Raw genomic sequence first — 15,712 nt, 5'->3', positions numbered from 1 at the left:
ATAGTGATCCTTTGCGCTCCCACTCCCTTTGCCTTCATATTGCGGTCGGTCATCGTGTGCGCTCGGGTCGATCCCGAGCCCATCCCGCGAGGTGTGGCGAGCAACTCCATCAGGATCGGCACGGGTGACAACCCGGGTCGGTCTCGGCGTATCGACGACATCGGAGCCCGACGGGGCCCACGGAGGTAATTTCCTTGGCTGCTGCGCGCAACGCAACTCCCACTCCCCAGAACGGTCGCGACGCATCGCGGCTCTCGTTCGCGAAGATCACTGACACCCTCACCGTCCCCGACCTGCTCGCCCTGCAGACCGAGAGCTTCGACTGGCTCGTCGGCTCGGACGTGTGGAAGCGGCGTGTCGAGGAGGGCACCAAGCAGGGTCGCACCGACCTCGCCCTCAACTCCGGCCTCGAGGAGATCTTCGAGGAGATCTCCCCCATCGAGGACCTCGGGGAGACCATGCAGCTCGGGTTCACGAACCCGTACCTCGAGGAGCAGAAGTACTCCATCGACGAGTGCAAGGAGCGCGGCAAGACCTACTCCGCTCCCCTCTACGTCGAGGCCGAGTTCATGAACCACCTCACGGGTGAGATCAAGACCCAGACGGTCTTCATGGGCGACTTCCCCCTCATGACGGAGAAGGGCACGTTCATCATCAACGGCACCGAGCGTGTCGTCGTGTCCCAGCTCGTCCGCTCGCCCGGCGTGTACTTCGAGCGCCAGCAGGAGAAGACCTCCGACAAGGACATCTACTCCGCCCGCGTCATCCCCTCCCGCGGCGCCTGGCTCGAGTTCGAGATCGACAAGCGCGACCAGGTCGGCGTGCGCATCGACCGCAAGCGCAAGCAGTCGGTCACCGTGTTCCTGAAGGCCCTCGGCCTCACCAGCGAGCAGATCCTCGAGGAGTTCAAGGGCGTCGCGTCCATCGAGCTCACGCTCGAGAAGGACTCCATCCTCACCAAGGAGGAGGCCCTCAAGGACATCTACCGGAAGCTCCGTCCCGGCGAGCAGGTCGCCGCCGAGGCCGCCCGCGCGCTGCTCGACAACTTCTACTTCAACCCGAAGCGCTACGACCTGGCGAAGGTGGGTCGCTACAAGATCAACCGCAAGCTCGGCATCGACAAGCAGCTCACCGACTCGGTGCTGACGGTCGAGGACATCCTCGCGACCATCAAGTACCTCGTCTCGCTGCACGCGAACGAGACGAAGATGAGCGGCACGCGCGACGGCAAGCCCGTCGAGCTGCGCCTCGACGTGGACGACATCGACCACTTCGGCAACCGCCGCATCCGCGCGGTCGGCGAGCTCATCCAGAACCAGGTGCGCACCGGCCTGTCCCGCATGGAGCGCGTCGTCCGCGAGCGCATGACCACGCAGGACATCGAGGCCATCACGCCGCAGACCCTGATCAACGTGCGCCCCGTCGTCGCCGCGATCAAGGAGTTCTTCGGCACGAGCCAGCTGTCGCAGTTCATGGACCAGAACAACCCCCTCGCGGGTCTCACCCACAAGCGCCGCCTCTCGGCGCTCGGCCCGGGTGGTCTGTCCCGTGAGCGCGCCGGCGTCGAGGTCCGCGACGTCCACCCGTCGCACTACGGCCGCATGTGCCCCATCGAGACCCCGGAAGGCCCGAACATCGGCCTGATCGGCTCGCTGGCGTCGTTCGCCCGCATCAACTCGTTCGGCTTCATCGAGACCCCGTACCGTCGCGTCGTCGACGGCGTGGTCACCGACACGATCGACTACCTCACGGCCAGCGAGGAGGACGAGTTCCTCGTCGCCCAGGCCAACGCGCCCCTCACGAAGGACTTCCGCTTCGCGGAGGACCGCGTCCTCGTCCGCCCCAAGGGCGGTGAGGTGGAGCTCGTCGCCAAGGAGAACGTCCACTACATGGACGTCTCCCCCCGCCAGATGGTGTCCGTCGCCACCTCGCTCATCCCCTTCCTCGAGCACGACGACGCGAACCGGGCCCTCATGGGCGCGAACATGCAGCGTCAGGCCGTCCCGCTGCTGCGCAGCGAGAGCCCGCTCGTCGGCACCGGCATGGAGGGCTACGCGGCGATCGACGCCGGCGACGTCCTCACGGCCGACGCCTCGGGCGTCGTGCAGGAGGTGTCGGCCGAGGTCGTCACCATCCAGCTCGACGAGGGCGGCACGCAGACCTACTACCTGCGCAAGTTCGACCGCTCCAACCAGGGCACGAGCTACAACCACCGCGTCCTGGTCTCGGCCGGCGACCGCATCGAGGCCGGCGAGGTCATCGCCGACGGCCCCGCCACGGAGAACGGCGAGCTCGCGCTCGGCAAGAACCTGCTCGTCGCGTTCATGCCGTGGGAGGGTCACAACTTCGAGGACGCGATCATCCTGAGCCAGAACCTGGTCAAGGACGACACCCTCTCCTCCATCCACATCGAGGAGTACGAGGTCGACGCGCGCGACACGAAGCTGGGCAAGGAGGAGATCACCCGTGACCTCCCCAACGTCAGCCCCGAGCTGCTCGCCGACCTCGACGAGCGCGGCATCATCCGCATCGGCGCCGAGGTCCGCCCCGGCGACATCCTCGTGGGCAAGGTCACGCCGAAGGGCGAGACCGAGCTCAGCGCCGAGGAGCGCCTGCTGCGCGCGATCTTCAACGAGAAGAGCCGCGAGGTCCGCGACACGTCCCTGAAGGTGCCCCACGGCGAGCAGGGCACGATCATCGGCGTCAAGGTCTTCGACTCGCAGGACGGCGACGACGAGCTCGGCTCGGGCGTCAACCAGCGCGTCGTGGTGTTCATCGCGCAGAAGCGCAAGATCACCGAGGGCGACAAGCTCGCCGGCCGTCACGGCAACAAGGGCGTCATCTCCAAGATCCTGCCGGTCGAGGACATGCCGTTCCTCGCCGACGGGACCCCGGTCGACGTCATCCTCAACCCGCTCGGCATCCCCGGCCGCATGAACTTCGGCCAGGTCCTGGAGACCCACCTCGGGTGGATCGCCAAGCAGGGCTGGGAGGTCGAGGGGAGCCCGAAGTGGGCCGAGCGCCTGCCCGACCACGCACGCCAGGCCCCGGCCGGCACGAAGGTCGCCACCCCGGTGTTCGACGGAGCGCTCGAGGAGGAGATCGCCGGCCTGCTCGACTCGACGACGGTCACCCGCGACGGCGACCGCCTCATCGGGTCCAGCGGCAAGACGCGCCTGTTCGACGGCCGCTCCGGCGAGCCGTTCCCCGAGCCCGTCTCGGTCGGCTACATGTACATCCTGAAGCTGCACCACCTGGTGGACGACAAGATCCACGCGCGCTCGACGGGTCCCTACTCGATGATCACGCAGCAGCCCCTGGGCGGTAAGGCCCAGTTCGGCGGCCAGCGCTTCGGCGAGATGGAGGTGTGGGCGCTCGAGGCATACGGAGCGGCCTACGCGCTCCAGGAGCTCCTCACCATCAAGTCGGACGACATCCTCGGCCGCGTGAAGGTGTACGAGGCCATCGTCAAGGGCGAGAACATCCAGGAACCGGGTATCCCCGAGTCCTTCAAGGTCCTGATCAAGGAGATGCAGTCCCTCTGCCTGAACGTCGAGGTCCTCTCGGCGGACGGCCAGGCGGTCAGCCTGCGCGACACGGATGACGAGGTCTTCCGCGCGGCGGAGGAGCTCGGCATCAACATCTCCACCCGCTTCGAGTCGTCCAGCATCGACGACATCTAAGCCCGCTCAAGACTTTCGACTCGAAGCTTTCCAAGGAGAGAAGGAAAATTGCTCGACGTAACAACTTTCGATGAGCTGCGGATCGGCCTCGCGACGGCCGACGACATCCGCCGCTGGTCGCACGGTGAGGTCAAGAAGCCCGAGACCATCAACTACCGCACGCTGAAGCCCGAGAAGGACGGCCTCTTCGGAGAGCAGATCTTCGGACCCAGCCGTGACTGGGAGTGCTCCTGCGGCAAGTACAAGCGGGTGCGCTTCAAGGGCATCGTCTGCGAGCGCTGCGGCGTGGAGGTCACCAAGTCCGCGGTCCGCCGCGAGCGCATGGGCCACATCGAGCTCGCCGCGCCCGTCACGCACATCTGGTACTTCAAGGGCGTGCCCTCGCGCCTCGGCTACCTGCTCGACATGGCGCCGAAGGACCTCGAGAAGGTCATCTACTTCGCCGCCTACATGGTGATCAGCGTGGACGAGGACGCTCGCCACGAGGACATGCCGGGCCTCGAGAACGAGCTCCGGCTCGAGATCAAGACCCTGCAGGACCAGCGCGACTCCCAGATCGCCGAGCGCCTCGGGCGTCTCGAGACCGACCTGGCCGCGCTGGAGGCCGAGGGCGCCAAGAGCGACCAGAAGCGCCGCGCGAAGGACGGCGCCGAGAAGGAGATGGGTCAGACGCGCAAGGCGTTCGACGAGGACATCTCCCGCCTCGAGCGCGTCTGGGAGGAGTTCCGCAGCCTCAAGGTCGGCGAGCTCAAGCCCGAGGACGCCGTCTTCCACGAGCTGCAGGACCGCTTCGGCATCTACTTCGAGGCCCACATGGGCGCCGAGGCGATCCAGAAGCGCCTGGAGGCCTTCGACCTCGAGGCCGAGGGGGAGCTGCTCCGCGAGCAGATCGCCACCGGCAAGGGCCAGAAGAAGATCCGCGCCATCAAGCGCCTGCGCGTCGTCAGCTCCTTCCTCGCGACCGGCAACTCGCCGGCCGCGATGGTGCTGCAGGTCGTCCCGGTCATCCCGCCGGAGCTGCGCCCCATGGTGCAGCTCGACGGCGGCCGTTTCGCGACCAGCGACCTGAACGACCTGTACCGCCGCGTGATCAACCGCAACAACCGCCTCCGTCGTCTGCTCGATCTCGGCGCCCCCGAGATCATCGTGAACAACGAGAAGCGCATGCTGCAGGAGGCCGTCGACGCGCTGTTCGACAACGGCCGCCGCGGTCGTCCCGTCACGGGCACCGGCAACCGCGCGCTCAAGTCCCTCAGCGACATGCTGAAGGGCAAGCAGGGCCGGTTCCGCCAGAACCTGCTCGGCAAGCGCGTGGACTACTCGGGCCGCTCGGTCATCATCGTCGGACCGCAGCTCAAGCTGCACCAGTGCGGTCTGCCCAAGCAGATGGCGCTCGAGCTGTTCAAGCCGTTCGTCATCAAGCGCCTGATCGACCTGAGCCATGCCCAGAACATCAAGGCCGCCAAGCGCATGGTCGAGCGCAGCCGCGGACAGGTCTGGGACGTGCTCGAGGAGATCATCCGCGAGCGCCCCGTGCTGCTCAACCGCGCGCCCACGCTCCACCGTCTGGGCATCCAGGCGTTCGAGCCCCAGCTCGTGGAGGGCAAGGCGATCCAGCTGCACCCGCTCGTCTGCGCCGCGTTCAACGCGGACTTCGACGGCGACCAGATGGCCGTCCACCTGCCCCTGTCGGTCGAGGCCCAGGCCGAGGCGCGCATCCTGATGCTCGCCTCGAACAACATCCTCAAGCCGTCGGACGGACGCCCGGTCACCCTGCCCACGCAGGACATGATCATCGGCCTGCACCACCTGACCACCCTCAAGGAGGGCGTCGCCGGTGAGGGTCGCGCGTTCAGCTCGGTAGCCGAGGCCATCCTGGCGAAGGACCAGCTCTCGCTGGACCTCAACGCCAAGGTGCGCATCCGCCTGCACGACCTGTACTTCGCCGAGGGCGAGACGCCCGAGGGCGTCGAGCTCGACGAGAAGGGCAAGACCGTCGGTCCCGTGCTGCTCTCGACCACCCTCGGTCGCGCGCTGTTCAACGAGACCCTGCCGGTCGACTACCCCTACATCGAGGCCGTCGCCGACAAGGGCAAGCTCTCCGAGATCGTCAACGACCTCGCCGAGCGCTACCCCAAGGTGGAGGTCGCGGCAGCGCTCGACCGGATCAAGGACGCGGGCTTCTACTGGGCCACGCGCTCCGGCGTCACGGTCGCCCTCTCCGACGTGCTGACCCCGCCCACCAAGGCGGCCATCCTGTCGGGCTACGAGAAGCAGGCCGCCAAGGTCCAGGGCCAGTTCGAGAAGGGCCTCACGACGAACGCCGAGCGTCGTCAGGAGCTCATCGAGATCTGGAACAAGGCCACGGCCGAGGTCGCGAAGGCGATGGAGGACAACCTCCCCGCCGACAACAACATCAACCGCATGGTGTCCTCCGGGGCACGAGGCAACTGGATGCAGGTCCGCCAGATCGCCGGCATGCGCGGCCTCGTGTCGAACCCGAAGGGCGAGATCATCCCCCGCCCGATCGTCCACTCGTACCGCGAGGGCCTGACGGTGGCGGAGTACTTCATCTCCACCCACGGCGCCCGCAAGGGACTGGCCGACACCGCGCTGCGCACCGCCGACTCCGGGTACCTCACCCGTCGTCTGGTGGACGTGTCGCAGGACGTCATCATCCGCGAGGACGACTGCGGCACCAGCCGCGGGCTCGACCTGCCGATCGCCGCGTACGCGGCGGACGGCACGGCCGTGCGCGACTCCAACGTGGAGAACTCCGTGTACGCCCGCTCGCTGGCCGCTGACGCGGTCAACGAGTCCGGCGAGGTCGTGGCCCCCGCGGGCAGCGACGTCGGCGACGTCCTGATCGACCACCTCATCTCGGCCGGCGTGCACGAGATCAAGGTGCGCTCGGTCCTGACGTGCGAGTCCGCCGTCGGCGTGTGCGCGGCCTGCTACGGCCGCTCGCTCGCCACCGGCAAGCTCGTCGACATCGGCGAGGCCGTCGGCATCATCGCGGCCCAGTCGATCGGCGAGCCCGGCACGCAGCTCACGATGCGCACCTTCCACACCGGTGGTGTGGCATCGGCGGACGACATCACGCAGGGTCTGCCCCGCGTGCAGGAGCTCTTCGAGGCCCGCACCCCCAAGGGCGCGTCGCCGATCGCGGAGGCCGCCGGTCGCATCACGATCGAGGACACGGATCGCAGCCGCAAGGTGATCCTGACCCCGGACAACGGCGACGAGCCGCACCTCTACCCGGTGCTCAAGCGCGCGACCCTCCTCGTCGAGGACGGCCAGCACGTCGAGCTCGGGCAGCAGCTGCACGTCGGCGCCATCGACCCGAAGGAGGTCCTCCGGGTCAAGGGCGTGCGCGAGGTGCAGAAGCACCTCGTGGGCGGTGTCCAGGGCGTCTACCGCTCGCAGGGCGTCCCGATCCACGACAAGCACATCGAGGTCATCGTGCGGCAGATGCTGCGCAAGGTCACGGTCGTCGAGCACGGCGACACGGATCTCCTCCCCGGTGAGCTGGTCGACCGGGCCCGCTACAACGAGGTCAACCGCGCCACGCTGACGGAGGGCAAGAAGACCGCCTCCGCCCGCCAGGAGGTCATGGGCATCACCAAGGCCTCGCTCGCGACCGAGTCGTGGCTGTCGGCCGCGTCCTTCCAGGAGACGACCCGCGTGCTCACGCAGGCCGCCATGGAGGGCAAGTCCGACCCGCTGATGGGACTCAAGGAGAACGTCATCATCGGCAAGCTGATCCCGGCCGGGACGGGGCTCGCGAAGTACCGCGACGTCACCGTCACCGCGACGGAGGAGGCCAAGGCCGAGCGCTACCCGAACCGCATCTTCACGGATGAGTCGGTGTTCAACGAGTCCGACCTGAGCTTCGTCGACTTCGACAGCTTCAGCTCGGACGACTACACGCCCGGCACCTACAACTAGGGACGCCGGCGCGTGAGCGCACGATGAGAAGGGCCCCGCTCCGGCGGGGCCCTTCCTCGTTCCCGGGCCTCCGCCGCCGCGTCCCGGCCCGGCGGCGCCCGGCGATACAGTGGGCGGGACCCGGCGGCCGCCTCGCCGGGGACCCGAGGAGGCGTCGGACGTGCGGATGCTGGAGGACGTGGTCCTGGCGTGGCGCGCGCACGCGCTCCGCTACGCGACCGAGTCGCCGACTCCGGCCGGCGGCGGAACCGGGTCCTGCCCGGCCTGCGACGCCTCGATCTTCACGGACCAGGAGGCGATCCCCCGCGACGCGCCCCACACGGCGATCCACCCCCTCATCGCCGCGCTCGAGGCCACCCGCGCGGAGGCGGCACTCGACGCCCGGGAGCGCCTGTACCGCGAGACGCGCGGCCCCGTCTACCGCGACCACCCCTTCGGGATGCCGGCGTTCGTGGACTACGGGGAGCGGGACGCCGAGATCCAGCACGTGGTCGACCAGGCGCTCGCGCGCGAGCTGGCGCCGCTCGCGCCCGTGATCCGCCAGGCCCTCGACCGCTTCGTCAACCTGCGGCTGCTGGAGCTGGAGGGCGAGATCGGGCCCGTACCCGACGGCCGCGACGGAACGGATCCCGAACCCCTCTTCTAGCCGCCGGGCGACGCCCTCGGGCCGGGTGCGCCGTCATGCGGCGACATGGGAATACCGACACGACGTCGGCGTTGAGACCATGGCGACCGGCGCTCCCGGATGCCGGGCATCCGGCGCCGCATCACCGCACCCCGCAGCACCCGCAGCACCCGCACGAGGCGATCCCGCACCGAGGACGCGCCCTGACCGCAAGGACCCCCATGACGCTCCTGTCCCGCATCCGCCCGTCCCTCGCCCTCACCGGCCTCGTCGCCGTGGCCGCCCTCGGCCTCGCCGGCTGCGCGTCGGGCGACACGGGCACCGGATCCGCGCCGGACGCCTCGGGCACCCCCGCCGCCGCGTCGAGCCTCGCCGACGTGCAGGCCGCGGGCGAGCTCGTCATCGGCACCGAGGGCACCTACTCGCCCTTCTCCTTCCACGAGGGATCGGGCTCCGGCGCCCTCACCGGCTACGACGTGGAGATCGCCACGGCGGTCGCCGAGGAGCTCGGCGTGAAGCCGGTCTTCGAGGAGACCCAGTTCGACGGCATCTTCGCGGGCCTCGAGGCCGGCCGCTGGGACGTCATCGCCAACCAGATCTCCATCACCGACGAGCGCCAGGAGGTCTACGCGTTCTCCGAGCCGTACACCGTCTCGCCGGGCGTGATCATCGTCAAGGGCGCGGACTCGGGCATCTCCTCCTTCGCCGACCTCGCCGGCAAGACGACGGCGCAGTCGCTCACGAGCAACTGGAACGAGCTGGCGACCGAGAGCGGCGCGAAGGTCGAGGCCGTCGAGGGCTTCGCCCAGGCCGTCACGCTGCTGCAGCAGGGCCGCGTCGACGCGACCATCAACGACCGCCTCACCCTCCTCGACTACCAGAAGCAGCAGGGCGACTCCGACCTGCAGGTGGCCGCCGAGACCGACGACCCGTCGCTCAGCGCGCTCGTCTTCCGCAAGGGCAGCGACGACCTCGTGGCCGCGGTCGACAAGGCCCTCGCCGACCTCCGCGCCGACGGCACGCTGGCCGCGATCTCCGACGAGTACTTCGGCGCGGACGTCACGCAGTAGCTCCCCGCGTACGCTGACGGACGAGGACGAGACGAAGGGGACGCATGTCGAGGGAGTGGGACCTGTTCTGGTCGTCCTTCGGGCCGCTCGCGCTCGAGACGCTCCGCGGCACCATCCCCCTGGCCCTCGTCACGTTCGTCCTCGGGCTCGCCATCGCGCTGGGCCTCGCGCTCATGCGCCTCTACGGCAACCGCCTCGTCTCCGGCATCGCCCGCTTCTACATCTCGGTCGTGCGGGGCACGCCGCTGCTGGTGCAGCTGTTCGTGATCTTCTACGGGCTGCCGTCCATCGGCGTCGTGCTCCCACCCTGGCCGAGCGCGGTCATCGCCCTGTCGGTCAACGTCGGCGGCTACGCGGCGGAGATCATCCGGGCGTCGATCCTGTCCGTCCCGCGCGGGCAGTGGGAGGCCGGCCACACGATCGGCATGTCCCGCGCGATGACGCTCCGGCGGATCATCGTGCCGCAGGCCGCCCGGGTCTCCGTCCCGCCGCTGTCGAACACGTTCATCAGCCTGGTGAAGGACACGTCCCTCGCCTCGGTGATCCTCGTGACCGAGCTCTTCAAGCAGGCGCAGCTCATCGCGTCCTCCACGTTCGAGTACATGCTGCTGTACCTGGAGGCGGCGCTGATCTACTGGCTCGTCTGCCTCGTGCTCTCGTTCGCGCAGACCCGCCTCGAGAGGAGGCTCGACCGGTATGTCGCCCACTGATCCCGCACCCGCCGCGCACCGCGCACCGGGCGAGCCCGTGCTCACCGTCCGCGGCCTCCGGAAGTCCTTCGGCGACAACGAGGTGCTCCGCTCCATCGACCTCGAGGTGCGCCGCGGCGGCGTGACCGCGCTCATCGGGCCGAGCGGATCCGGCAAGACCACGGTCCTCCGCTCGCTCAACGGGCTCGAGGTGCCCGAGGCGGGCGTCGTCGAGGTCGCGGCCGCGGACGCCGACTCGCGCGCGGGCACCACGGGCCCCCTCACGGTCGACTTCGGGCGGAAGCCGAAGGCGCGCGAGCTGCTCGCGCTCCGCGACCGCTCGGCGATGGTGTTCCAGCAGTACAACCTGTTCCCGCACCGCACCGTGCTCGAGAACGTCATCGAGGGCCCCGTGCAGGTGCAGCGCCGGCCGGTCGCCGAGGCGACCCGCGAGGCCGAGGAGCTGCTCGCCCGGGTGGGCCTCGCCGACAAGCGCGACCAGCACCCCTTCCAGCTCTCCGGCGGGCAGCAGCAGCGCGTGGGCATCGTGCGCGCGCTGGCGCTGCGTCCGCAGATCCTGCTGTTCGACGAGCCGACCTCGGCCCTCGACCCCGAGCTCGTGGGGGAGGTGCTCAGCGTCATCAAGGAGCTGGCCGACGAGGCGTGGACCATGGTGATCGTCACGCACGAGCTGGCGTTCGCCCGGCAGGTGGCCGACTCGGTCGTCTTCATGGACGGCGGCGTGGTCGTCGAGCGCGGGCACCCGTCGCAGGTCCTGCAGCATCCCGCGGAGGAGCGCACGCGCCGCTTCCTGCAGCGTCTCCTCGAGCCGTTCTAGCCGCTCGCGGCCATCTGACAGCTCCCCGGCACGCCGCCCGGGCGACGGACGCCCCCCGTTGTAGGTTCGAGCCATGACCGACGACAGGCCCGCCCCGCACCGACAGCCCGACGAGGCCGACCAGCCGCGGGACCCCCGCCCCGCCGACGAGGGCCACGTCGCCGCCGTCGCCGCGTTCGACGACGGCCCCGCCGACCGCACCGCCGACTCCGGCCACTCCGACACCTCCACGTTCGACGAGACGGCGTTCGCCGCCACCGTCGACGAGGACCGCGAGGCGCGCGAGCGCGCGGCCCGCCAGCGCGAGGCGCGCGAGCACGAGGCCCGCGAGGCGGAGGCCCGCGAGGCCGAGGCGCGCCAGCGCGACGTCGAGGACCGGGAGCGCCGCGAGCGCGAGGCCCGCGATGCCGACGCCCGCGAGCGCGAGGAGCGCGACCGCCGCGCCCGCGACGAGGAGACCGCACGGCAGAGCGCGTCGCAGCCTATCTACGTCCAGGCCCCCGTCCCGCCGCAGAAGCGCGGCAACCGCGGTTTCGGCGTGCTGATCGCGATCGTCGCCGCCATCCTCTTCGCCCTGCTCTACTCGCTCGGCACGGCGCTGCTCGCCTCGGTCCGCAATCCGGACGCGTTCGGCGACGTGTTCGGCCGGTACCTCTCGTCGCCCGTGTTCTACGTCCCGACGATCGCCTTCCTCATCCTCTTCGTCCTGCTGGCGCTCCTCGTGAACCGCGGCAGGTGGTGGGCGTTCGTCCTCGGCGGCCTGCCCGTCGCGATCCTCGTCTACGCCGCGTACGTCGGCACCCGCCTCCTGCAGGGCGGCGTCATGGACCTCGCCCCCGCGGAGCAGGCGCTCCTCCTGCAGCGCACGGTGACGTTCCCCGACGGGATCCTCGCCGGCTTCCTCGCCCGCGAGCTCGTCACGTGGCTGGGCGCCGGCATCAGCGCGCGCGGCCGCCGGGTCAAGGCGAAGAACGTCGAGGCCCGCGCCGAGTACGACCGCAAGCTGGCAGAGCAGCCGGACCACCGCTGACGCGTGTCAGGGTGGGGGAGTGATCCCCCTCCTGGCCGCCGTCCTGCACGTCGCGCTCGTCGTGTGCGTCTTCGGCTTCGTCGCGCTGCTCGGCGGTGACGACGTGATCCCGGAGCGCGACGCGGGCGTCCTGCTCGGCCCGTCCATGGTGCTGAGCGCGACGCTGGTCTTCGCCGGCGGGCTCGTCCGCACCACGCGGGAGGCGGACCGCGAGCGCCGGAGCCCCGTGATCCCCGTGCTCGGCTGGGGTGGCGCCGCCTGGCTCGCCTACGGGATCGTGGGCGCCGTCGCCTACCTCGTCGGCGGCGCGGACGTCTTCGCGAGCCTCGCGTTCGCCGGCCGCCACCTCGTGGATCCGTTCGGGATCGCGGTGCTCGGCATCTCGGCCCTGCTCGGCCTCGGCGCGGTCGCCCTGGCCGCTCGGGGGCCCGCGTCCACCGTTTGACCGGCGAGTCGCGGAACTGTATCGTAGCGGGGGTGTGCGCTCAGGCGTGCGCTCGTGTCGTGCCGTGAAGTCGGGACGTCCGAGCGGGCCGGGAGCGCACCGATCAGGGTTCGTCCATTCGGCCGGCCCCCACGGCATACCCGCCGGCGCCTCCCACTCCCGTGGACGGCGGACGCGCGGGTCCAGTTGAACTCGATCCCGTCCTACGGGCATCGAATGCTGACCATCAACCCGCTGTCACCGTGCAGCATCGAGGAGTCCCGTAGTGCCAACCATCCAGCAGCTGGTCCGCAAGGGCCGCACGCCCAAGGTCGTCAAGACCAAGGCGCCCGCCCTGAAGGCCAACCCCCAGCAGCGGGGCGTCTGCACCCGCGTGTACACGACCACCCCGAAGAAGCCGAACTCGGCTCTCCGCAAGGTCGCCCGCGTCAAGCTCAGCAACGGCCAGGAGGTCACGGCCTACATCCCCGGTGAGGGCCACAACCTCCAGGAGCACTCCATGGTGCTCGTCCGCGGCGGTCGCGTGAAGGACCTCCCCGGCGTGCGCTACAAGATCGTCCGCGGCGCGCTCGACACCCAGGCCGTGAAGAACCGCAAGCAGGCTCGCAGCCGGTACGGCGCGAAGATGGAGAAGAAGTAATGCCTCGCAAGGGTCCCGCCCCCAAGCGCCCTGTCGTCGCAGATCCCGTCTACGGTGCGCCGATCGTCAGCCAGCTCGTCAACAAGATCCTGCTCGACGGCAAGAAGGGCCTCGCCGAGAAGATCGTCTACGACGCCCTCGCCGGCGTCGCCGCGAAGAACGGCCAGGACGCCGTCGTCACGCTGAAGAAGGCGCTCGACAACGTCCGCCCGGCCCTCGAGGTCCGCTCGCGCCGCGTGGGTGGCTCCACCTACCAGGTGCCGATCGAGGTCAAGCCGCACCGCGCGAACACCCTCGCCCTCCGCTGGCTCACGACGTACGCCAAGTCGCGTCGCGAGAAGACCATGACCGAGCGTCTCACCAACGAGATCCTCGACGCATCCAACGGCCTCGGTGCCGCGGTCAAGCGCCGCGAGGACACCCACAAGATGGCCGAGTCGAACAAGGCCTTCGCGCACTACCGCTGGTAGTCGTCCACCTCGTTCGACAGCACCACCAACCCCTTTCGGAGGAACCTGTGGCACAGGACGTGCTCACCGACCTGAACAAGGTCCGCAACATCGGCATCATGGCTCACATCGATGCCGGCAAGACCACCACCACCGAGCGCATCCTGTACTACACGGGCATCACTCACAAGATCGGCGAGGTCCACGACGGCGCCGCCACGATGGACTGGATGGCTCAGGAGCAGGAGCGCGGCATCACGATCACGTCCGCCGCGACGACGTGCTTCTGGAACAAGAACCAGATCAACATCATCGACACCCCCGGGCACGTCGACTTCACCGTCGAGGTGGAGCGTTCGCTCCGCGTCCTCGACGGCGCGGTCGCCGTGTTCGACGGCAAGGAGGGCGTCGAGCCCCAGTCCGAGACGGTGTGGCGCCAGGCCGACAAGTACGACGTGCCGCGCATCTGCTTCGTCAACAAGATGGACAAGCTCGGCGCCGACTTCTACTTCACGGTCGACACGATCATCAACCGCCTCGGCGCGAAGCCGCTGGTCATCCAGCTGCCCATCGGCGCCGAGAGCAGCTTCGAGGGCGTCATCGACCTCGTCGAGATGCGCGCGCTGACCTGGCGCGGCGACTCCAAGGGAGACGTCGAGCTCGGTGCGAAGTACGACATCGAGGAGATCCCCGCGGATCTGCAGGAGAAGGCGGACGAGTACCGGGCCAAGCTGCTCGAGACCGTCGCCGAGACCGACGACGCGCTGCTCGAGAAGTACTTCGGCGGCGAGGAGCTGACGGTGGCGGAGATCAAGGCCGCCATCCGCAAGCTCACCGTCAACAGCGAGATCTACCCCGTGCTGTGCGGCTCCGCGTTCAAGAACCGCGGCGTCCAGCCGATGCTCGACGCGGTGATCGACTACCTCCCCAGCCCGCTCGACGTGCCCCCCATGGAGGGCCACGACGTGCGCGACGAGGAGAAGATCATCATCCGCAAGCCCGACTCGACGGAGCCGTTCTCGGCCCTCGCGTTCAAGGTCGCGGTGCACCCGTTCTTCGGTCGCCTCACGTACGTCCGGGTCTACTCGGGCCACATCGCGAGCGGCGCCCAGGTCATCAACTCGACCAAGGGCAAGAAGGAGCGCATCGGGAAGATCTTCCAGATGCACTCCAACAAGGAGAACCCGGTCGACTCGGTCACCGCCGGTCACATCTACGCGGTGATCGGCCTCAAGGACACGACCACGGGCGACACGCTCTGCGACCCGACGGACCAGATCGTCCTCGAGTCCATGACGTTCCCCGAGCCCGTCATCGAGGTCGCGATCGAGCCGAAGACGAAGGCCGACCAGGAGAAGCTGGGTCTCGCGATCCAGAAGCTCGCTGAGGAGGACCCGACCTTCCGCACGGAGCACAACCAGGAGACCGGCCAGACGGTCATCAAGGGCATGGGCGAGCTCCACCTCGACATCCTGGTCGACCGCATGAAGCGCGAGTTCAACGTCGAGGCGAACGTCGGCAAGCCGCAGGTCGCGTACCGCGAGACCATCCGCGGCACCGTCGACAAGCACGACTTCACCCACAAGAAGCAGACGGGTGGATCGGGCCAGTTCGCCAAGATCCAGATCAAGATCGAGCCCATGGAGGTGACCGCGGAGAAGACCTACGAGTTCGACAACAAGGTCACCGGCGGTCGCGTCCCGCGGGAGTACATCCCCTCGGTCGACGCGGGCATCCAGGACGCGCTCCAGGTCGGCGTCCTCGCGGGCTACCCCATGGTCGGCGTCAAGGCGACCCTGCTGGACGGCGCGGCGCACGACGTCGACTCCTCGGAGATGGCGTTCAAGATCGCCGGCTCCATGGCGTTCAAGGAGGCGGCCCGCAAGGCGAAGCCTGTCCTCCTCGAGCCGCTCATGGCTGTCGAGGTGCGCACGCCCGAGGAGTACATGGGCGACGTCATCGGCGACCTCAACTCCCGCCGCGGCCAGATCCAGGCCATGGAGGACGCGAGCGGCGTCAAGGTCATCACGGCCAACGTCCCCCTGTCGGAGATGTTCGGCTACGTCGGCGACCTGAGGAGCAAGACCTCGGGCCGTGCGGTGTACTCGATGAGCTTCGGCAGCTACGCCGAGGTCCCGAAGGCTGTCGCCGACGAGATCGTCCAGAAGAACAAGGGCGAGTAGCCCTCCAGTTCGAGCGGCATCCGCCGTTTCAGTAACATAAGCACCATCTCCAATCCGCAGGGCGTCCGAGGAACAACCGGACGCCCTGCCACCGAGTCCTGAGGAGGACCCA

General features: G+C 69.0%; 11 protein-coding genes. All 11 read left to right on the top strand.

From position 1 onward, the window contains the following. The first annotated feature begins 194 nt into the window (after positions 1-194). The 11 genes from rpoB (at position 195) to fusA (ending at position 15,600) form a co-directional block, all read left to right on the top strand. Positions 195-3,683 (top strand): DNA-directed RNA polymerase subunit beta, encoded by a 3,489-nt coding sequence (gene rpoB, locus ACT7CP_RS13570; protein ID WP_413961534.1) that lies wholly within the window; start codon positions 195-197, stop codon positions 3,681-3,683. Positions 3,684-3,731: 48 nt separating this feature from the next. Further along, complete coding sequence (locus ACT7CP_RS13565) at positions 3,732-7,631, top strand: DNA-directed RNA polymerase subunit beta' (protein ID WP_445442602.1); 3,900 nt, start codon at positions 3,732-3,734, stop codon at positions 7,629-7,631. A gap of 166 nt (positions 7,632-7,797) precedes the next feature. Continuing rightward, complete coding sequence (locus ACT7CP_RS13560; RefSeq protein ID WP_445443991.1) at positions 7,798-8,277, top strand: hypothetical protein; 480 nt, start codon at positions 7,798-7,800, stop codon at positions 8,275-8,277. 200 nt (positions 8,278-8,477) lie between these two features. Next, positions 8,478-9,326 carry an amino acid ABC transporter substrate-binding protein gene (locus ACT7CP_RS13555; RefSeq protein WP_445442601.1) on the top strand — a complete coding sequence of 283 codons (849 nt, stop codon included), beginning with the start codon at positions 8,478-8,480 and terminating at the stop codon, positions 9,324-9,326. A gap of 44 nt (positions 9,327-9,370) precedes the next feature. After that, on the top strand, positions 9,371-10,036 hold the full coding sequence (locus tag ACT7CP_RS13550; RefSeq protein ID WP_413961531.1) for an amino acid ABC transporter permease: 666 nt from the start codon (positions 9,371-9,373) through the stop codon (positions 10,034-10,036). After that, on the top strand, positions 10,023-10,853 hold the full coding sequence (locus tag ACT7CP_RS13545) for an amino acid ABC transporter ATP-binding protein (RefSeq protein ID WP_445442600.1): 831 nt from the start codon (positions 10,023-10,025) through the stop codon (positions 10,851-10,853). The genes ACT7CP_RS13550 and ACT7CP_RS13545 overlap by 14 nt, the downstream gene beginning before the upstream one ends. 73 nt (positions 10,854-10,926) lie before the next feature. Then, the gene (locus tag ACT7CP_RS13540; protein ID WP_445442599.1) at positions 10,927-11,883 is read left to right on the top strand and encodes a hypothetical protein; all 957 of its coding nucleotides are present in this window, start codon (positions 10,927-10,929) and stop codon (positions 11,881-11,883) included. Positions 11,884-11,902: 19 nt separating this feature from the next. Continuing rightward, entirely contained in the window at positions 11,903-12,328 is a 426-nt protein-coding gene (locus ACT7CP_RS13535) for a DUF6121 family protein (RefSeq protein WP_445442598.1), read from the top strand. A gap of 265 nt (positions 12,329-12,593) precedes the next feature. Next, complete coding sequence (rpsL, locus tag ACT7CP_RS13530; RefSeq protein WP_012039312.1) at positions 12,594-12,968, top strand: 30S ribosomal protein S12; 375 nt, start codon at positions 12,594-12,596, stop codon at positions 12,966-12,968. Then, the gene (gene rpsG / locus ACT7CP_RS13525) at positions 12,968-13,438 is read left to right on the top strand and encodes a 30S ribosomal protein S7 (RefSeq protein WP_012039311.1); all 471 of its coding nucleotides are present in this window, start codon (positions 12,968-12,970) and stop codon (positions 13,436-13,438) included. The genes rpsL and rpsG overlap by 1 nt, the downstream gene beginning before the upstream one ends. 47 nt (positions 13,439-13,485) lie before the next feature. Next, on the top strand, positions 13,486-15,600 hold the full coding sequence (gene fusA, locus ACT7CP_RS13520) for an elongation factor G (RefSeq protein ID WP_413961527.1): 2,115 nt from the start codon (positions 13,486-13,488) through the stop codon (positions 15,598-15,600). The last annotated feature ends 112 nt before the right edge of the window (positions 15,601-15,712 follow it).

This window comes from Clavibacter rahimiani, from assembly GCF_052654495.1.
The sequence above is the reverse complement of the archived record's forward strand: the minus strand, read 5'-3'. Positions and strand labels throughout refer to the sequence as shown.